This window comes from Bacillus sp. EB106-07-01-XG149 (genome assembly GCF_058791555.1).
In genome coordinates, this window is record NZ_JBYTDP010000003.1 from 45358 (window position 1) to 66441 (window position 21084).

The 21084-nt window shown below is 33.4% G+C and carries 25 protein-coding genes, 2 pseudogenes and 1 riboswitch; of the genes and pseudogenes, 17 read left to right on the forward strand and 10 right to left on the reverse strand.

Going from position 1 to position 21084, the window contains the following annotated elements:
* Nucleotides 1-98: 98 nt before the first annotated feature.
* Genes AC3WTA_RS12460 through AC3WTA_RS12470 form a run of 3 tightly spaced genes read left to right on the forward strand, consistent with a single transcriptional unit; the run spans nt 99 to nt 1528 of the window.
* Nucleotides 99-557 carry a MarR family winged helix-turn-helix transcriptional regulator gene (locus AC3WTA_RS12460; RefSeq protein WP_070168498.1) on the forward strand — a complete coding sequence of 153 codons (459 nt, stop codon included), beginning with the start codon at nt 99-101 and terminating at the stop codon, nt 555-557.
* Complete coding sequence (gene pssA, locus AC3WTA_RS12465) at nt 550-1134, forward strand: CDP-diacylglycerol--serine O-phosphatidyltransferase (protein ID WP_000038932.1); 585 nt, start codon at nt 550-552, stop codon at nt 1132-1134. The genes AC3WTA_RS12460 and pssA overlap by 8 nt, the downstream gene beginning before the upstream one ends.
* Before the next feature lie 22 nt (nt 1135-1156).
* Nucleotides 1157-1528: an ATP synthase subunit I gene (locus AC3WTA_RS12470; RefSeq protein ID WP_000620589.1), complete on the forward strand. Its 372-nt coding sequence runs from the start codon at nt 1157-1159 to the stop codon at nt 1526-1528.
* 105 nt (nt 1529-1633) lie between these two features.
* Here AC3WTA_RS12470 and AC3WTA_RS12475 read toward each other — a convergent pair whose 3' ends face one another.
* The 4 genes and pseudogenes from AC3WTA_RS12475 to AC3WTA_RS12490 form a co-directional block, all read right to left on the reverse strand.
* Nucleotides 1634-1738 (reverse strand): YjcZ family sporulation protein, encoded by a 105-nt coding sequence (locus AC3WTA_RS12475; RefSeq protein ID WP_075310385.1) that lies wholly within the window; start codon nt 1736-1738, stop codon nt 1634-1636.
* A gap of 594 nt (nt 1739-2332) precedes the next feature.
* The gene (locus tag AC3WTA_RS12480; protein WP_070168499.1) at nt 2333-3508 is read right to left on the reverse strand and encodes an MFS transporter; all 1176 of its coding nucleotides are present in this window, start codon (nt 3506-3508) and stop codon (nt 2333-2335) included.
* A gap of 287 nt (nt 3509-3795) precedes the next feature.
* Nucleotides 3796-4107: an ArsR/SmtB family transcription factor gene (locus AC3WTA_RS12485; protein ID WP_000433539.1), complete on the reverse strand. Its 312-nt coding sequence runs from the start codon at nt 4105-4107 to the stop codon at nt 3796-3798.
* Between the two features lie 194 nt (nt 4108-4301).
* Nucleotides 4302-4466, reverse strand: a pseudogene (locus AC3WTA_RS12490) (IS3 family transposase); the annotation flags it as partial.
* A gap of 153 nt (nt 4467-4619) precedes the next feature.
* Between AC3WTA_RS12490 and AC3WTA_RS12495 the strand changes: the two are divergent.
* Nucleotides 4620-5249, forward strand: coding sequence for a VanZ family protein (locus AC3WTA_RS12495; RefSeq protein ID WP_070168500.1), 630 nt, complete (start codon nt 4620-4622; stop codon nt 5247-5249).
* 124 nt (nt 5250-5373) lie between these two features.
* Nucleotides 5374-6027 (forward strand): DUF2306 domain-containing protein, encoded by a 654-nt coding sequence (locus AC3WTA_RS12500; RefSeq protein WP_078182888.1) that lies wholly within the window; start codon nt 5374-5376, stop codon nt 6025-6027.
* A 91-nt stretch (nt 6028-6118) separates the two neighbouring features.
* Here the strand turns inward: AC3WTA_RS12500 and dhaQ are convergent, their stop codons facing one another.
* The gene (gene dhaQ / locus AC3WTA_RS12505) at nt 6119-7117 is read right to left on the reverse strand and encodes a DhaKLM operon coactivator DhaQ (protein ID WP_078182889.1); all 999 of its coding nucleotides are present in this window, start codon (nt 7115-7117) and stop codon (nt 6119-6121) included.
* Between the two features lie 19 nt (nt 7118-7136).
* A complete protein-coding gene (gene dhaS, locus AC3WTA_RS12510) occupies nt 7137-7703 on the reverse strand; it encodes a dihydroxyacetone kinase transcriptional activator DhaS (protein ID WP_000204216.1) in 567 nt (188 codons plus the stop codon).
* A 178-nt stretch (nt 7704-7881) separates the two neighbouring features.
* Between dhaS and dhaK the strand changes: the two genes are divergently transcribed.
* Nucleotides 7882-9633 carry a dihydroxyacetone kinase subunit DhaK gene (dhaK, locus tag AC3WTA_RS12515; RefSeq protein WP_078182890.1) on the forward strand — a complete coding sequence of 584 codons (1752 nt, stop codon included), beginning with the start codon at nt 7882-7884 and terminating at the stop codon, nt 9631-9633.
* A gap of 74 nt (nt 9634-9707) precedes the next feature.
* Here dhaK and AC3WTA_RS12520 read toward each other — a convergent pair whose 3' ends face one another.
* Nucleotides 9708-10349: an FMN-dependent NADH-azoreductase gene (locus AC3WTA_RS12520; protein ID WP_001044360.1), complete on the reverse strand. Its 642-nt coding sequence runs from the start codon at nt 10347-10349 to the stop codon at nt 9708-9710.
* 210 nt (nt 10350-10559) lie between these two features.
* Between AC3WTA_RS12520 and AC3WTA_RS12525 the strand changes: the two genes are divergently transcribed.
* From AC3WTA_RS12525 to AC3WTA_RS12535, 3 genes are all read left to right on the forward strand, one after another.
* Nucleotides 10560-11066, forward strand: coding sequence for an RrF2 family transcriptional regulator (locus AC3WTA_RS12525; RefSeq protein WP_001200329.1), 507 nt, complete (start codon nt 10560-10562; stop codon nt 11064-11066).
* A 181-nt stretch (nt 11067-11247) separates the two neighbouring features.
* Nucleotides 11248-11415: a DAK2 domain-containing protein gene (locus AC3WTA_RS12530; protein WP_033659150.1), complete on the forward strand. Its 168-nt coding sequence runs from the start codon at nt 11248-11250 to the stop codon at nt 11413-11415.
* 228 nt (nt 11416-11643) lie between these two features.
* Nucleotides 11644-11994: an SH3 domain-containing protein gene (locus AC3WTA_RS12535; protein WP_000946188.1), complete on the forward strand. Its 351-nt coding sequence runs from the start codon at nt 11644-11646 to the stop codon at nt 11992-11994.
* A 192-nt stretch (nt 11995-12186) separates the two neighbouring features.
* Here the strand turns inward: AC3WTA_RS12535 and AC3WTA_RS12540 are convergent, their stop codons facing one another.
* Nucleotides 12187-12738 (reverse strand): DUF4352 domain-containing protein, encoded by a 552-nt coding sequence (locus tag AC3WTA_RS12540; RefSeq protein WP_001231979.1) that lies wholly within the window; start codon nt 12736-12738, stop codon nt 12187-12189.
* Nucleotides 12739-13029: 291 nt separating this feature from the next.
* Between AC3WTA_RS12540 and AC3WTA_RS12545 the strand changes: the two genes are divergently transcribed.
* The gene (locus AC3WTA_RS12545) at nt 13030-13419 is read left to right on the forward strand and encodes a hypothetical protein (protein WP_000940657.1); all 390 of its coding nucleotides are present in this window, start codon (nt 13030-13032) and stop codon (nt 13417-13419) included.
* A gap of 324 nt (nt 13420-13743) precedes the next feature.
* Here the strand turns inward: AC3WTA_RS12545 and AC3WTA_RS12550 are convergent, their stop codons facing one another.
* Nucleotides 13744-13950, reverse strand: coding sequence for a hypothetical protein (locus AC3WTA_RS12550; RefSeq protein ID WP_000792084.1), 207 nt, complete (start codon nt 13948-13950; stop codon nt 13744-13746).
* Between the two features lie 241 nt (nt 13951-14191).
* Nucleotides 14192-14297: riboswitch (SAM riboswitch) on the forward strand.
* Between the two features lie 82 nt (nt 14298-14379).
* On the opposite strand from AC3WTA_RS12550, the gene AC3WTA_RS12555 reads away from it, so the two are divergent.
* The 7 genes and pseudogenes from AC3WTA_RS12555 to AC3WTA_RS12585 all read left to right on the forward strand — a co-directional run bounded on the left by AC3WTA_RS12555 (nt 14380) and on the right by AC3WTA_RS12585 (nt 19691).
* The gene (locus tag AC3WTA_RS12555; RefSeq protein WP_000455639.1) at nt 14380-15438 is read left to right on the forward strand and encodes an LLM class flavin-dependent oxidoreductase; all 1059 of its coding nucleotides are present in this window, start codon (nt 14380-14382) and stop codon (nt 15436-15438) included.
* Nucleotides 15431-16387, forward strand: a complete 957-nt coding sequence (locus AC3WTA_RS12560; protein WP_000036935.1) for an ATP-grasp domain-containing protein — start codon at nt 15431-15433, stop codon at nt 16385-16387. The genes AC3WTA_RS12555 and AC3WTA_RS12560 overlap by 8 nt, the downstream gene beginning before the upstream one ends.
* Before the next feature lie 476 nt (nt 16388-16863).
* A complete protein-coding gene (locus tag AC3WTA_RS12565) occupies nt 16864-17145 on the forward strand; it encodes a hypothetical protein (RefSeq protein WP_000600375.1) in 282 nt (93 codons plus the stop codon).
* 222 nt (nt 17146-17367) lie between these two features.
* Nucleotides 17368-17484, forward strand: a pseudogene (locus AC3WTA_RS12570) (pyocin-S2/colicin E7-DNase domain-containing protein); the annotation flags it as partial.
* 216 nt (nt 17485-17700) lie between these two features.
* Nucleotides 17701-18810, forward strand: a complete 1110-nt coding sequence (locus AC3WTA_RS12575; protein ID WP_000110736.1) for a response regulator aspartate phosphatase — start codon at nt 17701-17703, stop codon at nt 18808-18810.
* Nucleotides 18807-18944, forward strand: coding sequence for a Phr family secreted Rap phosphatase inhibitor (locus AC3WTA_RS12580; RefSeq protein WP_000821340.1), 138 nt, complete (start codon nt 18807-18809; stop codon nt 18942-18944). The genes AC3WTA_RS12575 and AC3WTA_RS12580 overlap by 4 nt, the downstream gene beginning before the upstream one ends.
* Before the next feature lie 465 nt (nt 18945-19409).
* Nucleotides 19410-19691 (forward strand): LCI fold-containing protein, encoded by a 282-nt coding sequence (locus AC3WTA_RS12585; RefSeq protein WP_000473840.1) that lies wholly within the window; start codon nt 19410-19412, stop codon nt 19689-19691.
* 163 nt (nt 19692-19854) lie between these two features.
* Here AC3WTA_RS12585 and AC3WTA_RS12590 read toward each other — a convergent pair whose 3' ends face one another.
* Nucleotides 19855-20748 carry a helix-turn-helix domain-containing protein gene (locus tag AC3WTA_RS12590; RefSeq protein WP_000395489.1) on the reverse strand — a complete coding sequence of 298 codons (894 nt, stop codon included), beginning with the start codon at nt 20746-20748 and terminating at the stop codon, nt 19855-19857.
* Nucleotides 20749-21084 lie beyond the last annotated feature (336 nt).

Below are 21084 nucleotides of genomic sequence, written 5' to 3' on the forward strand. Positions count from 1 at the left end.
AGCCATATTTCCCTTTACACGAACATAAAGGTATAATATAGTTTAGTTAAGTGAACTAAACTATTAAAACCGAAATAACAGCATGGAGGAAGAACGCTATGACTAAATCGTATAAAGAAGTAATTAATGAAATGAATCGAGCCTACACGGAACTCTACATTTTACTATTTCAAGATTTAAAGGATGAGTTCGGTCTTACTGGGCAGCAAGAGAGCATGCTATTTCATATTCATTTAAATGAAAACACAACAGCAAATAACATTGCGAGTACGTTTAATATAACGAAAAGTGCTGTGAGCCAAGTTTTATCGAAATTGGAAAAGCAGAAGATGATTTCAAAACAAGTTAATCCTAACAATAAAAGGGAGTATTTCCTTACACTCGGCCCAAACGGTAGTAAATATATCGAACGATTGTCTGAGTTAGATGATGTATTGATCGAGAAATATTTCTCGAAAATTGATATTGAAGCTTTGCAGCAAATGACTGATACGTTAACGAAAATAAATAAAGTGATATTGGAAGAAAAGCAGAAGGATCTTGAGTCTAATGAGTAAGAAGCAAGATGAAGAAATTAGTAGAAAGGAGGGGAAGCGTGTTATGAGTTACATACCAAATATGATTACGATAGCAAATTTTGTGTGTGGGCTTTTGGCTATTCACGCTGTTTTCGTTCACGATATGTATGGTGCAGTTCTGTTCATTATTACAGGTATGGTATTTGATCTGTTTGATGGTATGGTTGCTCGGAAGCTAGATTCTGTTTCGGAAATGGGCGGAGAACTAGATTCATTTGCGGATTTAGTGACCTTTGGTGTGGCACCTTCTATTCTTGTATATAGTGTCGCTTTAAAAGATTTGCAGTTTATTGGGATGATATGTGCGCTTGCTTATAGTATTTGCGGAATGCTTCGGCTTGCGAGATTTAATACACAACAAAGCAAACTCCCAACATTCATCGGAATGCCCATTCCATTTGCGGCAATGTGTCTCCTCATTTTATGCCTCCTAAATAATCCAGTTTCCGTGGCATTTGGCACATGCGTACTCGCTTATTTAATGGTGAGCAAAATCAAATTCCCCCATTTTAAAAAGGATATATCGGAAAGCTTGAAGTCCGAAAGATGGGATTAATAGGAAAGATAAGGAGCATAACATGATTCGTATGGCATTAAGATCATTCAACATACAAATATATTGTTTACTAGGCGTGATGTTATTGGGATGGTTGATGACACCTTTCTCAGCCCAGTTTGTAGGGATAAGCGTTGGCCTTTTAGTTAGTATGTACTGCGCCTGGATCTTAGGAAGGCGTATTGAAAAGTTCGGAAATAGCATCGTAAAAAAAGAAAAAGCACCAATGCTTGGCATGATGAATCGGTTTGCAGCCGCCATACTCGGTGCGATTATTATGTATGAAATTGAACACCGTGAGTACATGTGGACATTTGCAGCTGGAATTATGGGTGGGTATTTCTTAATTATTATTAATTTAGGTTATTACAGTATGAGGGATGAGAAGAAATAAAGTGCTGTGTAAATCACTAATTTGGATGTGAAAACTTTCCTTTATAGAGAGCTTTTTATTACAAAGAAAAGACACCCATATAAGAGTGTCTTTTCCGATAGTTTTTTAGCAGAAGCAAGAAGCTCCAACAATGATCAATAAAATAAACAATACAACTAGTAAAGCAAAGCCGCCGCCACAATTACTACTACAACTACCACCAAATCCCATAATAGTTCCTCCTTTAATAAGAGGGGAAAACAAGGGGTCACTCATGTATTTTAATGGATTCAACTTACTTTATGTTTTTTACACAATAATTGAGCAGGTCCTTTTGAAAATAAAGAAAAGACACCCTAAGGTGCCTTTCTCCGACTTGAACCATCTTAATTTTAATAATATTGGACTCCCGTCCGAATATTATTTTACCATGTTAAGTTGTTTTTGGAAATATTTCATATCGATAATTGCAATACACATTTTAGTTTTTGAATGATGTATCTGTCTAAACGTTGAAATTAATAAAGGAACGACATACTTGAGGGTTTTTATGAGTGATTACAATCATACCATTAAAAAGAGCCCCATAAATGATAAACCATTCCACTAACAAAAAACACTAATCCTAAAAATAAAACAATTAAAGCAAGTATTCCATTTTGATTATGTTCCATAAAATTAGCTCCTTTTAGATTTATTTTTATATACAAAAAAGCCTTTAGTCGTAATTATGGCTAAAGGCTTTGAGCATTATACTTTTTAGTTAATAAAATCTTATAAGAAGAATTTATAATGTTTTTTATCGAATTTGGAACTGAAAATGTACTAGCTTGATAATGAAGCCTGGCTATTAGAATTGAAAAATTTTAGTTTTATTATAATTAATAGAAATGAGAGTAGTGTGAATATAAATCCGCTCCAAATAAGCTGGTGAATACCTAAGTTTGAAATGAACCAGCCTCCAATAGTGGTTCCTAAAGTAATTCCGAGATTTGAGAACGAAACGAATAGACTGTTACCAAATTCGGGTGCTTCTTTAGCTTCACTTATTAACCATGTTTGACCAACAATTAATCCACCAGCATGTACGATTCCCCAAATGAATACTATAAAAATCATTGGAACAAGGTAGGAACCTAAATAATAAACCAATATGTAAACAATAGAATATAGAATAGGGAATGATATTACAGTGTTTATTATGCTTTTTTGCAGAAGACCACCAAATAAATGATTACCTAAAATCATAACTATACCAAATATGAATAGCATGATACTGATGAGAGATCCATTCATGGAAGTTACTTTTGCAAGGTACTCAGCGAAGTAGCTGTATACGGAAAACATGGCTGCAAAAAGGAATGTGACGGTTAAAATATTTAACCATAATCCTGGTTTGCCGAGTATACGAATTTGTTTGCCGAAAGACATTTTTTCTTTAACAGGCATAGAAGGAAGTAGGAGTAGTATTCCAATGAATGCAACAGTGTTAACGAATGCTCCGAATAAGAAAGCCATTTCGAGTGAAAATTGGTCTGCAAGGTAAGAGGTTAGTGGTACACCTAAAGCAAAGCCAACAGTAATTCCCATGAAAACTTTTGTAACTGCTTGACCGCTCTTTTCTGGAGGGACAAGTTTAGCAGCTGTTACAAGAGCGATTGAAAAGAAGAGTGGATGAAGCGCTGCCGGTAAAATACGAAAAATAAGCATGATTTCAAATTGTGTTGTATAAGCGTAGATTAAATTTGAAATAACAAATATGAAAATTGCTGTTAATAAAATTATTTTGCGATTCATACTAGAGACGAGCAGAATTAAAAATGGACCAGAAATAGCAACAACTAGTGCAAATATACTTACTAAAAATCCAGCTTGTGTAGTTGAAATTCCGAATTTTTCAGTGATTTGTGGTAATACGCCGACAATACCCATCTCGGTAGTAATAATTCCGAACACACCTATTGCGAGTGTCAGAATAAGTAAAGGATTTACTTTTTTCATTTATAAAACTCTCCATTCGTATCAGTATTTTGAAAATAAATTCATTAACAAAGAAGCATTATTATAAGCATGATTGGATGCCGATATTATCAGGAGTATGTAATTTGAAATACAATAACAGATATCTAAATAACTAGATATGATATGTTAAAAAAATTTCTCCTTTCGATGTTTCTTGCTTTTATAGGCAGTGCAATTTATACAAAAGTCATTGGATACCTGTAAAAAAGCAGAATGTGTGAAAGTTAATAATCAATTAGTATGCTGATTGATTATTAGCTTTCATTTTATAATTCGTTTTGGACGTATTCAGAAAACTCTCGTATTGTTTTTTCATTTCGACGATAGTAGGTCCATTTTCCAATTCGGTCAGACTCTAGTAGGCCTGCTTTTTTCATAGTTAATAAATAACTAGAAATAACCGATTGGGCTAAGCCAGTTTTAAGTTGGATATCTCCTACACATACGCCAACTTGAAAGTTAAGGTCTTGTTCTAGATAAGGTTTTTCATCGAAATGGTTTTCTGGATTTTTCAACCATGATAAAATTTGACATCTTGTTTCATTTGACAATGCTTTATAAATTAATAAAGGTTCCATAAGGATATTATATCTACTTTTATAGATTTGTAAATAGGTTTTAGTGATTTTAAGGGAAGAAGGTATAGTTAATCCCCTTGAATAGTAATAAGGTGCTCTTGATCTGTACCCTTTGTAAAGGACATTTTTAAAAAAGTTAGGCAACCTAAAAAAGATGATTTCTGTATGCAAACAGGAGTCATCTTCTTTAAATTCTATTGATAGCAAGAGTGATTATAGTACGTCATATATTTCTTAATTTCATGTTTTAACTGAACAAACGATTCACATGATTTTATATATGCTTCATCGGTTAAAGTACTACGAGGATTACGTGCAAAAATGATAATATTGTTACGTTTAAGCATGTTGTTGCCTAGCTATCAATGACGGATTCCTAAGAAGAGTAATAATAAAACCTAACTGAAGATTTAAGAAAAATTTTATGTTTACCCCACTTTTTATTTTAAAAGTTTTTCCTATCCTATAAACAACAAAGTCATAGATGAAAATGTAAAGTTAGGGGATTCTACATGCATACAGAAGTTTTGATGAGTTATTTGTATACTTATTTTTTTACTATTATTTTTTGTATTGTGTTTCAAATTGGATGTTATTTTAAAGCGAAAAACAATATATCTATTCGGCATTTTCTATGGGTGTATGTTTTTCTGTTTTACCTTTCGCTCGTGTATAAGGTGACGCAAATCGCGACTGTATGGGATATAAGTAGATATGAAACGTGGATTCGTGTCAGTCAAATTAACTTGACTCTATTTGATACGGCAGGTAGTACTACGTATCTTTTGAACATTGTACTGTTTATGCCGTTCGGTTTTTTATTACCGACTATTTGGCCAAAGTTTAGAAAAATGAAAAACACCGTATGCGCGGGATTCTTTTTTTCATTGGCAATTGAGTTAAATCAATTACTAAATAATAGAATTACAGATATTGATGATTTATTTACGAATACCCTCGGGGCGATTATTGGGTATGTATTATATAAAGTATTATATACAGCATTATTTAAAATGATATTAAGAAGAGAGGGAAAAAAGCTGGATACGAACTCTTCTTTAGTTATAAAATACGAAGCTGTTTTTTGTTTAGTGTGTTCATTTGTAGGTGCGATGTTCATTTATTATCCTGGAGACCTGTAAGCTACAATCTCGTTTATAAAAACAATGTATTGAATAAATCAGTAAAGAAGGCTTTTCTATTTTTCCCTAGAATGAACAGTAATGTATAATCTAATTCCTTAATGTAATAAGGAGGCAGTAAAATTTGAACAGGAAAATTTGGTTTGTAGTTACTTTTTTTGCTCTTTTAGTAACTGGCTATGTTGTTGTCCAATATTTTATTATGGATGGATTTCAAACAGGGCTTGTAAAAGCGAAGCTTATGTTTGGATCTAAATTAAGTGCGTTCTGGTATATGATGCTATTTATACATATTACAACTAGTATAGTAGCATTAGTAACTGGCCCTTTTACATTATCCACTAAATTTAGAGAAAAGAATATCAACCGTCATCGAATAGTTGGGAAAATCTATATGGTTGGTATATTATTAGGAGGCGTTTCTGGACTGTACCTATCCTTTTATGCTACGGGAGGGTTGGTAGCGAAGTTAGGTTTCGGTTTGTTATCCATATTTTGGCTAACATCAGCATATCAAGCATTAAATAGAGTTAAGAATAAAAAAATTAAAGACCATCGGAATTGGATGATTAGAAATTATTCTTTAACCTTTGGAGCAGTTACATTAAGAATTTGGCTACCGTTGTTTATCGCTCTATTTGGAATAGAGCGGTTTGAACTTAGTTACGCTATTATTGCTTGGTTAGCGTGGGTACCCAATTTAATTGTTGCAGAATTATTCATAAGAAAAAGACTTAATAAAGGAAAGTACCAGGGAAATGAGGATTTACATTTTTAATGTAAATTTGCTGTCATATTGAGGGCAGAATTTTTTTATAGCTGAATTTCGTACAAAAATAGGATGGCCAATTGAAGTCATCCTATTTGTATTACCAACTAGCAGTTTCCGTACGTTCTTTCAACCACTTCACCCAATCCAAATCCTCCACCTTAAGCAAACTGAGCGAAACACCCTTCATATCTAAAGAAGTTAGTAGCGTACCAACTTTTACGAATGTAATATGTAAGCCTTCCAGCTCACATAAACGGCGAATATCATTTGCGAAAATGTATTGTTCCATTAGTGGAGTTGCACCTAATCCGTTAATGAGAATAGCAAAGTTGTCACCTTTTCTCCAGCGGTAAATGCTTTTTAGTTTGTTCATTAGTTCGATCGCTAATATTTCAGAAGAAGATAGCGCTTCTTTACGGTATCCTTTTTCTCCGTGAATGCCGACGCCGTAAAAGACTTCGTCGTCGTTTAATGTGAATGAAGCTTTTCCTTTCACTGGGTCGTTTGCAGGTGAAAGGGCGACTCCTAATGTGTGTAAGTTTTCGGTGATAGAACGGCCAAGTGTTGTTAGTTCTTCTAAAGAATGTCCGCTCTCAGCAGCCGCACCAAGTATTTTTTGAACGAAAACAGTACCAGCGACGCCGCGTCTTCTTTTATTAAAAGAAGCATCATCTTCAATTGAAACGTCATCATTTACGATGATGTGGTCAATTTTTCTTCCTTCTTCTTTAGCAATTTGTTCAGCCGCAAGAAAGTTTGCTACGTCATCTTTAAAGTTTTTGATGATGAATAAAATACTTTTATTTTTTGGCATGAGGCGAGTTGCCGCAATAATTTGTTCCACTGTAGGCGGAGTGAAAATACTGCCGTTTACTGCCGCAGTAAGCATACCTTTTCCTACATAACCAATATCAGCAGGTTCATGTCCGCTACCACCACCGCTTATGATAACAACGTTTTGCTTCAGTTTTTCTATATCTTTTACATAAATGATGTTATTTGTTTCGTCGTAATTTACTTTGTCGTTATGTTCAAAATAAAAACCATGCATCATATCTTGAACGATATTTTGTACATCATTCATAATCTTTTTCATTGCTTTTGCCACCCTTTAATTACTTTGCCGATTGCTCCAGTAATAGTAGTAATTGATTGTTTATCATATTTTTCATGAGTGAAGACATAATGGACGGATCTACTTCGCATTTGCTTTCAATCCAATCTTTAATCGTTCCAACGAAGCCGTGACTATAAAAAGAGGCAATCGTATTTTTCGTCTCATCAGAAAGGCTGAATCCACAGCTCATCGATAGTTCATCAATAATCTTCATATATAAGTTTTTCGTATGCTCAAATAAATAGTGATTAAACGAGTTTTGCTCAATGACTTTAAAAGCATTTCGGTAAAATTTTTGATTTTCGTAAAAGTAATCAAATAATAAATCGAAAATATTTTCCCACGTTTCATAGTCGAGAAAGTCGATAATGTTTTCTTTCGTTTCTTCTCTATAAATCCAGCTTAATAGTTCGAATTTATCTTTAAAATGATAATAAAAAGTTTGCCTACGCATTTGACAGTGTAACATAATATCGCTCACTGATATTTTATGAAACGACTCTGTTTCCATTAAATACTTCAATGAATTCGCGATTATCTTTTTAGAAATTATAGAAGAGGTCATCTCAATCATCCCTAGAATGTTAGTAATATGAAAATCCTACCCATAAATGAGAGCGGTGTCTTTAGACAGATTGTCCATTTTGTCCGTTTACTATAAAACGCTTTCATTTTAACATGGATAGTAAGAAGAAGATTTCAAATATATCACAATATATTAAAGGAATTGAGGGAGAAGCACAATGAAAAAGATTATAAACAAACCAGAAACATTAGTAATGGAAATGTGCAACGGAATGGTTATGGCTCATCCAGAGCTTGAGCTTTTGAAAAAATATAAAGTCATTAAAAAGAAAGAAATGAATGAAAATAAAGTAACGTTAATTAGTGGCGGCGGTAGTGGTCATGAGCCAGCACATGCAGGATTAGTCGGAAAAGGAATGTTAGATGCGGCAGTGTGCGGAGATGTGTTTGCTTCGCCTTCACAAATTCAGGTATATCAAGCAATTAAAGAGACAGCGAGTAAAAAAGGTACGTTATTAATTATTAAAAATTACAGCGGCGATATTATGAATTTCAAAAACGGTGCGCATTTAGCGACGGAAGATGGAATTGAAGTTGACTACGTAAAAGTGGATGATGATATTGCGGTAGAAGATAGTTTGTATACAGTAGGACGACGCGGCGTTGCGGGCGTTATTCTCGTTCATAAAATTGCCGGCGCAGCAGCGGAAGTAGGTATGGATTTAGGAGCGGTGAAAGCTGTAGCGGAAAAAGCAGCTGCTAACGTGCGCACAATCGGTTTAGCGTTAACTTCTTGTACAGTTCCAGCGAGCGGATCACCTACTTTCACACTTGCGGAAGATGAAATGGAATACGGCGTAGGTATTCACGGTGAACCAGGAATTAAGCGTGAAAAAATGTTGTCAGCAGATGAATTAGCGAACCGTATGACAAATGATCTAATGAAAGATTTAGGAGTAAAAGACGGCGAAGAAATTGCGCTTTTAGTTAACGGTTTTGGCGGAACACCACTGCAAGAACTTTACTTATTTAACAATGCAGTGACGCGAGAATTAGCAGCTAGAAACATTAAAATAAACAGAGTATTCGTTGGCAATTATATGACGAGTATTGATATGGCTGGTATGTCTTTAACAGTAATGAAATTAGATGATGAGCTAAAAACATTACTATCGAAAGAGTGTAATACACCAGCGTTTAAAGTAGATGGACCAGTTGAAAGTGTCGAGTACATGAATGTGCTTGAAGGAGCAGAAGAGAAGGAAGTTTCCTTTGAAATAGAAACAGCGGAAGAGCACGCTGTTATAAACGATAATGTCATTACATTAAACAACATGATCTATCTCGTTGATAAAATGAGCGACATTATTATTAAAAATGAAGTGCCGTTCTGTGAGTTAGACACGCACGCTGGTGACGGCGACTTCGGAATGAGTGTGGCAAAAGGATTTAAGCAACTAAAACGTGAGTGGCATTCTATTGTAGATCAAGAGAACGTAACGATTGGATCATTCCTTGACGGTTGTTCGATGATTATTATGGAACATTGCGGCGGCGCATCTGGTCCAATTTGGGGCGGTGCATTCCGCGCAGCTAGTAAAGCAGCTGGCGAAAAATGTGAGTTAACAGTGAAAGAATTCGCTGAAATGTTACAAGCGGCACTGCAAGGTATACAATCTATCGGTGAAAGATCATTCGGTAGAGGAGCGGTAGTTGGTGATAAAACACTTGTTGACGCACTTGCTCCATGTGTAGATTCTTGGTTAGACAGCGCTTCAAACGAAGTAGACATGAAAACTGCCTTTGAAAAAGGTGCAGAAGCAGCGGTTAAAGGAGCAGAGTACACGAAAGAAATTGTAGCTCGCATGGGCCGCGCTGGTACAGTTGGCGAAAGAAGCTTAGGATATCCTGATGCAGGTGCGCATGCACTTGGAGTTATCTTTACGGAGATTGCGGGTAGTTTGAAATAGGAATTAGAAGATCCCCTCTGCCTTATGGTGGAGGGGATCTTTATTGATAACCATCATTCTTCCAGTGAAAACTTTTATTTGTTAGCCAATCTAGAAGCAGCCTCTTCAACTTCTTTATAGGCATTTTGTAATACTTCATTTGGATCTAGTAATGCTGTTCCTTGTGCACGAACGATTTGATAATCTTCAATACCAAGGAAGTTAAACATTGCTTTTAGATATTTATGAGAGTATTCCACTTCTGTATACCAATCATCATTTGTATAGATTCCTCCACTTGCTTGTATAACAAGCATTCTTCTTCCATCTTTAAGTAGTCCTACTGATCCGGTTTCAGTATATTTAAATGTTTCACGTGCAATCATAATATTGTCCATGTAATCCTTTAACTTTGATGGAATATTAAAATTGTGCAAAGGTAATACGATAACATACGTATTTGCACTTTTAAATTGTTGTAAAATTTCGGACATACGCTCCGTTACTTTTTGTTCTTCACCAGTTAACTCTTGTTCAGTTCCTTGTTTTTCCCATGCACTTAAAACAGTTTTATCTATCATTGGTACTACATCATCGTATAAATTAATCTGTTCAATCGTTTCATTATTAGGAATTAATTCTTTATAAGATACTAAAAAGTGGTTAAGAACCTTAATGCTGACTGATGATGTATCATCCACTTTCGGATGTGCGTTTATAATAAGTGTTTTGTTCATTTGTATTTCCCCTTTTTAAAAGTTTTTACGTTTTAATTGTCGACAATGTTAATCGTCGATTAATATTGTCTTTAATATAATCTCTGAAATTATTTTTGTCAAATGAAATACATACTATTCTAAAAGAGCCTTTTTTTATTTGACTAAAATTCTAAATGGTCCTAAGATACAATTTGATAACCCTTAAAATAAAAAGCAGGTGATTTGTATATGCAATATAGTGTTGGGGTTGAATATGCCTTGCATTGCCTAGTTTATTTAATCAATGCTCCTTCCAAGGAAAGTGTTGGAATAAAAGATTTGGCAGAGTTTCAAGGACTTTCTGAAACATTTCTTTCAAAAGTTTTCGGTAAATTATCTAAAGCTGACATTGTGAATTCTGTCCCAGGTGTAAAAGGAGGATACAGGTTAGCTAAGTCTCCAGAAGATATTTCTTTTTGGGATGTAATAGAAGCCGTCGAAGGCCCAAAACCTATTTTTCAATGTAAAAATATTGTACAAAATGGTCTACTATATCGAGACGACGCTTGTAATTCTTGTGAGCCTAGCAATTCTTCTTGTACAATTAACTTAGTAATGCTTGAAGCAGAAGAACACATGCGTGAGTTTCTTCGTAAAAAGACTCTTGCATGGTTAGATAAAGAACTTGATATTGTTTTACCTGAAAAGATAAGGGTAGATACTCGTGAATACTTCAAACAAAAAAACTCTAACTAAATCGCCATGACGAATTAGTTAGAGTTTTTTTGTTTTTTAACATTAATTCCATCATGTGAGTACTTCATCACAAATTCCTTCTTTAAATATCACATTTAATTAACTCATAAAGTTTCAAATTGATTAACATTGAAATTCTAAAAAATACAATTTTATTTTCGTAAAAAGTAAATGAATTTATGTGTTCAGATATTTTAAACATAGTGAAAAAGGAGCAGAGTACACGAAAGAAATCGTAGCTCGCATGGGCCGCGCCGGTACAGTTGGTGAAAGAAGCTTAGGATATCCAGATGCAGGTGCGCATGCGCTTGGAGTTATCTTTACGGAGATTGCGGGTAGTTTGAAATAGGAATGTGAAGATCCCCTCTGCCTTGTGGTGGAGGGGATTTTTATAGTTGATATGTAGAACATTTCTTTCGGTGCTCTCTCTGTAAAATATGAGTTTGTTAATATTTTTGATAAAATCTTATTTCAAAACTACAACTAATATTTCTCAACATTAATATATTGAAAATAGTTAGAATATTTAAGATAATCATTTATGAAGCAATATATTATAAAAAAGGGGGAATTTATTTTGTTACGTCGCTTATCTATTTGTACTTTATTAACAGCTTTTATGTTTACTTTGTTTACATTTAACGGCTCTGCTTTTGCGGCTACGAATACTACTGAAAATAAAACTGTAGTAGCAGCTTGTGCAAAGGGAGGTACGGTAGGTGTATATGGTGCAAAGATGCGCAGTGGTTACACTGTTGGATCACCTGTCTTACATACATTTAATGATGGTGCGAAAATTACTGGAACATGGGTAACTGGTGAATATGTTCAAGGTCATTACAGTAATTCTAAACAGTGGTTAAAAGTTACATATAAAGGGATGACAGGTTATGTATCCCATACAACATTATATAACGTTTGCTCATAAAACTATGTACTATAATAGCTTTTGATGTATTGAGCTAATCTCTTCTAGGGATTAGTTCTTTTTTGTCTCCTAGTTTTTAATGGAGCATTTTTTGAAAAAAACCAACGATTCATTAAATCGATGGTTTTATGTTTATATATTATTCATTTGTATCTATATCAAATTTTTCATTGTTTTTTGCTTATTTGAGACTTAGTTTTTTTGTGATTGCAACTTATCGATTTTCCAGCGTGCTCCTAGAGGATCTAAAGAGCTTTCAATATAAAACATATATTCATCTGCGATACTTGGTACTTCAAAAGCTATTTTCAATTCTACCGTTTCATTTGGTGTAACTTGTATACCAGAAGGGTTTTGATCAAGCACCTTTCCTTCATAGGCCTTTCCGGCTTTTTCATCTTTTAAGTTATATTTTAATTCTGATAGTCCAATCGTTTGACCTCGTACATTTTTTACAGAGACATTAACAACGACGGAATCGTTACTAGCATTTAAATATGCATTTTGAACGGCGGTCAAGTAATAGCCTCCCTTAACACTCTCACCAACTAATAAAATACCTTGTTCCAAGCGGGTCATATCTTCTTTTTCTTCAAAATTTATTAATTCTTCATTTTCATTTTTTGCGGTTGGTTCTTCTATTGGACCATTTTCAACGGCACTATCTTTTTTATCTTGTGTGCAAGCAGCCGTAAAACTGACTAATACTAGAATTAAAGTAAGTAATATGAATGATTTTCTCATAAAATTAATCTGTCTCCTTAAGTTTCTCAATTTTGTGCAACTATACATATAAGATTAACATAATGTCTCATTATTGGCTCAAAATAGGGAATCTTTTAGACACCTTATTCTTTTACTTTTACTATACATTCGATTGGGTCTCACGATATTTGTTAATCTTGTAAATCATTGTCTTAGTAATACCGAGGGTTATTATAAATATATTAATCATATAATTTGTCCCTATCAAAATGAACGTTTCTTGCATCTAATATATTGTAAATATATTTTATTTTGAAAGGATGTGATTATATGGCTCATAAATCTACTGGAGTGTTTCGAGTTCCAGTTTCTGAAAATGGGATTATTCCAACTGCTCTCAACATTATGTTAAACAATGATTCACGCTGTCATACTAGTAATGTAACGGTAACTGTTAAGAGAAGTCGAAACATTTCTTTCCCAACTCAAAATGAATTAGTTGAAATTTCTCGTACTTTTGTTTCTTTAGAACCAAACAGAACGACTAAGATTGTATTGTTTACTCCAGAATTCCAAATAGAAGATTTTCTTGATGTTATCATTAGTGGAAATAAAGATGATGTTAAGGATGTTCTTGTATATTCTTTCTTAGCAGATTCAGCAGGTCACAATCTGCCATCTACTGTTTTTAGAAATGCAGAATACACTTTTGCTTGCTGACACCGTGATGATGTATTCTTTACTGTCATATATTTGAAGGGAAATGTTAAATAGGATTCGATTTAACTTTTATTTGGGTTCTCCAAAGAAGTCTGCTTTAGCTAAATAAACAAGGAACCGACTAATGGGTTCCTTGTTTATTTGCATTTAACATGAAATTTCGTGTCTATTATTCCGAAAGCAACTTTACAGAGGAACAGATTTTTCCTAGTGAAGCAGCACCTATAGATGAAAGTACCCAATATTCCAATTCTAAAGGTAGGCGAAATGCTTGAACGTTACCATCATTAATAACCATCTTCATAATATGTAATTAGTATTATTTTATTCTTTAAATATTTCCGGCTTCTCCACTCTAAATGATTTCACCTCACCACATTCTAAACAAAATGTAGTTAATAGTTTGGAACGTTTCCCCACTGAAAAGAGCCTACTAGAATCATCTTCACAAACATATGCATGATAAGCAGATCCAACTCTTCCTTCTTTAAATGTAGTAGAACCACAATTCTCGCATCGTTTATTTTTCATGCTACTAACACCTCATTTGCTGTGTTTTTAAGATAGAAGTAAAGCAACTTGGTTATACATGATGTTTTCGACATGATACAACATACCCCTTTATATATTCGTAAGTAAAACAACACAATACCCTTATAAATCTCTATAACAATATGATTTTTCATATATCATTTAATGTATATCGGAAAAATAAGTATTAAAGGATTGATTTTTATGATTCTGATGATTATAATAAATGGAAATCAAACAATTCTTATGCTGAGAAGTGGAGGGACGGGCCCTATGAAACTTCGGCAACCTCGTTTTAGACGAAAGGTGCCAAATCCTGCAGGTGAAAAACACCTGAAAGATAAGAGAGGTTCACTTAGTCAAGAAGGCTACTCTTATTTCGATAAGAGTAGCTTTTTTTATGGTTAAAAGTTAAAGGGGGAATAGGTAGTGGAGTACGGTTTTTGGTTGCCGATTTTTGGGGGATGGCTTCGAAATGTAGATGATGAATCTATGCCGCCTACGTTTGAGTATGCAAAACAAACAGCGCAAGCAGCAGAACAATTAGGTTTTTCAACAACACTTATTGCAGAATTAAATTTAAATGATATAAAAGGTGTTTCGGCACCAAGTTTAGAAGCGTGGACAACTGCGGCAGCACTTGCAGCAGTGACGGATAAATTAGAGATTATGACAGCTGTAAGACCTGGTTTCCACAATCCAGCAGTTACAGCGAAAATGGCAGCAAATATTGATCAATTAAGTAATGGTCGTTTTACATTGAATGTAGTTTCGGCATGGTGGGAAGAAGAAGCGAGACAGTACGGCGGGGTATTTACTGCACATGATGAAAGATATGATCGCACAGAGGAATTTGTAACAGTTTTGAAAGAGCTTTGGAAAGAAGAAGAGTTTTCTTATAAAGGGAAGTTTTATGAGCTTCATCATACACATTTAAGTCCAAAACCTGTGCAGAAACAAGGCATTAAGCTTTATGCAGGTGGTGAGAGTGAGCGAGGAAAAGAGGTCATTGTCAACCACGCGGATGCATATGTAATGCACGGGGGAACAGTGGAAGAAGTATCTGTGAAAATAGAAGATATGAAGAATCGTAGAAAGAAAGTTACAGAGGAGCCATTGCAGTCATTCGGGCTTGCGGCTTACGTTATTTGTCGTGATACAGAAGAAGAGGCATTAGAGGAATGGAGACGCATAACGGATGTGAAAGACGATGCTTTAGGTTATGCGGGTTATCAAGACTTTATTAGTAAATCGCATTTGGAACAGCAAGTGAAGCTCAATGATTATTCCGTATCTAATCGCGGGTTACGTCCTAATTTAATCGGAACACCAGAACAAATTGCAGAAAGGATACTTGCTTTTGAAAAAGGGGGTGTTACGTTATTACTTTTACAATTTTCGCCACAGCTTGAAGAGATGAAACGATTTTCTGAAAAAGTAATGCCATTAGTTGAAGCAAAAAGAAAGGAATTGATTACAAATGAGTAAAATTTACATATTACATGAGAATAAGGAATGGACGGATCATTTAGTGAAAAGGTTGGAAGAACTGGAGTTACCGTATGAGGAATGGCTTTTAAATGAAGGAACACTTTCATTAGAACAAGAACCTCCCCAAGGTGTTTTTTATAGCCGCATGAGTGCTTCTTCACATACGAGAGGGCATCGATATGCACCTGAATTGACTGAAGGGGTTCTTGCTTGGTTAGAGGGATACGGGCGAACAGTATTTAATGGGTCTCGTGCATTACGCCTTGAAGTAAGTAAATTAAATCAATATGCAGCATTAAGAAAATTTGGGATACAAGTGCCGAAAACAATTGGTGCTGTTGGCCGTGATCATATAGTAAAAGCAGCAAAGGATTTAGGGGAAGTACCGTTTATTACAAAGCATAACCGTGCAGGTAAAGGCCTTGGTGTTCAACTGTTTCATTCCATTGATGCTTTAGAACAATATTTGGATGGTCCGACGTTTGAAGAACCCATTGATGGAATTACTTTAATCCAGCAATATATTGAAGCGCCAGAACCATATATTACACGTTGTGAGTTTGTAGGCGGTCAGTTTGTATATGCAGTTAAAGTAGATACATCAGAAGGATTTGAACTTTGTCCAGCAGATGCGTGTTCGATTCAAGATGCTTTTTGCCCAGTAGGAGAAGAGAGTAAGAAAGAGTCATCAACAAAATTTGAAATTATATCGGACTTCCAAGAGCCAATTATTGAACAATACAAAGAGTTTTTGGAAGAAAATGAAATTACCGTTGCTGGTATTGAATTTATTCGCAGTTCGGATGGAACAATTTATACGTATGATATTAATACAAACACAAACTATAATTCTGGCGCAGAGTCTGTAGCAAATCAATTTGGTATGCTTGAGCTTGCTACATTCCTTGGAAGAGAATTAGAAAAGCAAGTAGAGTTAGTTAAATAGTATAGAAGGTTCTAGTGAAAACCTTTGTTAAAGTAATCGTGGTCATATGACCAAGTTTAGGATATCCAGATGCAGGTGTGCATGCGTTTGAAGTGATATTTGCGGAGATTGTGAGTAGTTTGAAATAGGCATAAGAAGATCCCCTCTAGCTTAAACTAGGGGGGATCTTCTTATGCCTATATATATTTCAATAATCGCTTCTATTGTATTGAAATAATGGTATCTACATTAAAAAAACGACTTATAAAAGGACTTATCCAACGTAACATATAAATGTATCGTAAAATTGAATAAGTCTATATTTTGTTTTTAGATAGATATAATTTGAGGGTATTTCGATGATATTTCCTCTAATAGAATTGTGTGATAAGCTGCATATAACTATATATTGTTAGGGCGGGAGGTTGCTATCCTTTCTCTGATTTTATATAAGAAAAAAATTATCTGAGCTTTAATGAAAATGGAGAATATATTATATGATTTTAGGAATTTCATATTTTGATATTTTTTGTACTGTAGTGATTGTCTCGTTTTTCTTGATTTTTTGGAGATTGAACGTATGGTATAACAAAAAACATAATGTTCCTAAGGTTTTTCAATGGTTTCCTAGAAAATGGGGTAAAAGAAAAGTTTCAGAGCATTTATCACAATTAAATGAAAAGCTAGCGGCTGAAGGTAAAGGTATTTGGGTTACAATCTATGCTATAGATTTATACATTGTAACTATTCCCTATACAGTCAAAAAATATAAATCTTAATAAATATATTTAAAGAAAGACCTTTTAACTAAAATAAAAGGTCTTTTCTTTTTATAAATTTTAGAAGTGATTTGTTGAGTCCATGTGTTTATGTGGAGAAAGTTACTTGAGTTCGATGAGATAGAGGCAGATTGTAGTCAAGTGAACCGTGTAATAATCAGTTTAGGACGAGGCCTTAGTGAAGGGTAAAAACCAACGGGTATTCCGCAAAAAGTTTGAGAAAAATTAGTAGGAAGAGAATTCAAATCTTTTGACGATTTTAGAGAAGAATTTTGGAAAACACTTTCTGATTCGAGCTATGCGGCAGAATTTAATCCTATGAATATAAAACTTATGAAGGGATAGACTTTCATATTTCACCATTACCAATAATAAAGTGTTATTTTTTATATAGAAATGAATAAGGAACAGAAAAAATTTTAAGTTTAAAGAGCTAAAATGGTGAAATTGTATTGAGAAATTTTTTTGAAACTATAATATTCTGAAAATTAAATGTTTTATCAGCTGATTTTTGTTATTATGTTAGTAATCTATAGACAAAGGAGAAGGGGCTATATGAGTGTACACGTAATAAAAAAGGAAGAAATCACTTTACTTTTACATGATTGGTATCGAGAAATTCGTTCACAGAATTTCGTTAAGGCAAAGGAATTAAAACAAAGTATTGATACAAAAGTTAATAGTATGGAAGAAGATCAAAAGAATACAGAGTTTTATTCACTTTTAGATTTTAGATTTAAAATGTTGAGTGCAGAGTTTTATCCCCATCAATCTGACATATCTAAGAATGATCTAAGAAAAATGAAGTTAGATGAAGCGCCATCAGATGAATCTCTATTATATTATTACCATTTCTTTAAGGCTTCTCATGCTACGGTAAACGGTGATTTTAAAGTGGCTGAAAAGCATTATGGAATAGCAGAATCTTTGTTGGAAAATATTCAGGATCCAATCGAAAAAGCAGAATTTAACTTTAAGCTATCTAGCTACTATTATCATGTTTGCCAGCCTATTTTAGTTATTCAATATGCAACTAGAGCAAGAAATATATTTGAAGGGCTGTACGGATATAGTAGGAAGGTCGCAGCATGTGACAATGTTCTGGGTTTAGCATGTGTAAAGCTAAATGAATTTGAACAGGCAGAAGTTTATTTTATGTCGTCTCTGGATATTTTGAAAAAGCAGAATGAAGAGGAGTTAATGTTACGAGTTAGACATAGTTTAGGGGTTATGTATGCAGAGCAAAACCTATCTGATTTAGCACTTCGTTATTTATCAGAAGTATCACAAAAAATCCCGAATCACTTTAGAGCGATTTTTTTGGAAGCTAGAGAGAATTTAAAGTTAGGGAAAACAAAGCTTGCAGCCTCTTTAATTGAAAAAGGTTTAGTAATCTGTAATGAACTAGAACAAAAAGAATATGAACATCATTTTACCATTCTAAAGGGAATGAATGAGAATGTTTCTGCTGAAGAATTAGAATTAGCTATTTCTAAAGGAATTTCTTTCTTTAATGAAGTAGGTTTATGGCAATATGTCCAGGAATATGCTGAAAAGTTAGCGGTTAAATATCATGAAGAAGGAAATTCAATAAAATCTAGTGAATACTTCTATTTAGGATATAAAGAAAAAGAAAAAGGTTTTCAGAAAGGGGCTTTAAAATGAAAAGAATCATAAGCAGTTCAATTGGATTAATAATTACGGTCATACTATTAAATGGAGTAAATGCTCCAACAGACCAATCAAAGGTTAATACAACAAACGTTATACAATATACGCATGGAGAGCCGTGGGGCTGATGGAATATTGAAGTATAAAGAGTTGTTGGATCAAGGGATTATTACTGAAGAAGAGTTATCAGTGAAGAAAAAGTAATTATTAGGTATATAGATGAAACGCTCAAATGAGCGTTTTTTATTTTATAATTAGATGATTTATTTTCATATATATCCTGGTAAAATTTATTCCTTTCCCTAAAAGAAAAGACGCCATTAGGCGCCTTCCTTTTAGGTAGATAAGACTTTAGTTTTCCAATCTAAAGAAATTTTGTATCAGCTCTTTGTGAGTATATCATAATATCTGATTGATTTATTATGCATTGTTACATACTTTTCTAAACTCCTCTATTTTCCATTTGATAAAATAAAATCCCAATATTACTAAGAATTAAATAAATATTTCTACATATTCAATATATTTACAAAAATTACAAAAGTGATACATTTAAGTTGTAAGCTATAAAAACTATTAAAGGGGGATTTATTATGTTCAAGAAATTAGTAGTAGGGCTATTGGCAACTGGTATTGCATTAACAGGAGGAATTGGGGCAACTTCGGCTGATACGCAAAAAGCTGTGAGCTCTCCGAAGCAAGCAACATGCTCAATTCCTTATGAGTATTCTAATGGTAAATTTAAAAGAACTCTTTATTACTCAAATGGAGTATATGCTAATAGTTTTAATGAAAATGTTTGTGGCGGGACGATTACGTGGTATTTAAAACATGTTCAAAATGGAGTTGCTTTTTACGAAGGTAATTTAAAATAGTAGATTTTTTGAACCTCATTTATTGAGGTTCTTTTATTTTTAGTTTTTAAACTGATTCTCCACAAAAAAAGACACCCAAAGGTGCCTTCCTGTGACTTGAACCACTTTAATTTTAAAAATACAGGGATTTTTCCTGTGGGTTTTGTAAGTAGCTTGTACGAAATTATGATTGTTTTTTATTTTGTATTTCAATAAGTTCATCTGGTAGCATTTTTGTATAATATTCTTTTTCTGTTAGTTCAAATATAAATAATGCTTTTTTCCAGTTATAAACAACATCTTCTACATTATGTTGTTTAATCTTTAATAAATACTGACCTTTTAAATAGAATAGTTCACCTAATAGGTATAAAGTATTTAGATTAATTGCTAATTTTATACCCTTATCAAGGTATTTTATTGCCTCTTCATGTTGAAATGTGGAGTCTAAACATTTTGCTAAATTTAATATGATTTTTAATTTAATTTCTTTATCTCTAGGAAAATCTAACTTATTAAAATTAGTTAAACATCTTCTTAATATATTAATACCTTTTTCATAATTTTTATTTTCCGCATAAAATATAGCCATTGTTTGCATAATATCTATTTCTCTTTCTGATAAAAAATCACAATTAGTTAAAGTTAGTTTTAATGCATTATTTAAAAGATCTAAAGCAGTTTTTATTGTTTTATCCACCATAAATATAGCAATTGCTTCGTGCCATATTAGAAACTGTTTCTCTTCTTTTGTTTGAAAATTATTTAAGTTTTTCTCTTTTTTAACTATTTCATAAAGTTCTTTATATTGTTTTTGCTTTAAGCAATCTTTTATTACATATTTTACATTTTCTACATATTTTAATCTTTTGTTTTGAGTTAGTGCAAATATATTATTTGGATCAATACCAAGTCTTTCTGATAATTGATATAACAATATACTAGATGGATAAATCATACCTTTTTCAATCTTGCTAATTTGACTTTGTGAACATATTCCATGACATAATTCGGATTGTGATATATTTTTTTTCATTCTAAGTTCTTTAATGGTAATACCCAAATCGTTAAATTCCATTTTTTCACCTACTATCTAGCACTTTATTAGTAAAAGAATATTCCTTAACCTTAATGTAATGTAAAAGTAATGTAGTTGCAATTATTGTTTGTTGTAAAGGGCTTACCGTTTTCATAAGGTGGTGAGGATTTTAATATGTACAAAAAAGACACCCAAAGGTGCCTTCCTGCGACTTGAACCATCTTAATTTTAATAATATGTATTGGAATCCCATACGAATATTATTTTACCATGTTAAATACCTAAATTCATTGAAAAAAGTTATAACTCATTATTTGAACGCAAAAGGCCCTAGGAGAACTAGGGCTTTTTGACAGAATGAATATGATTTTTTTA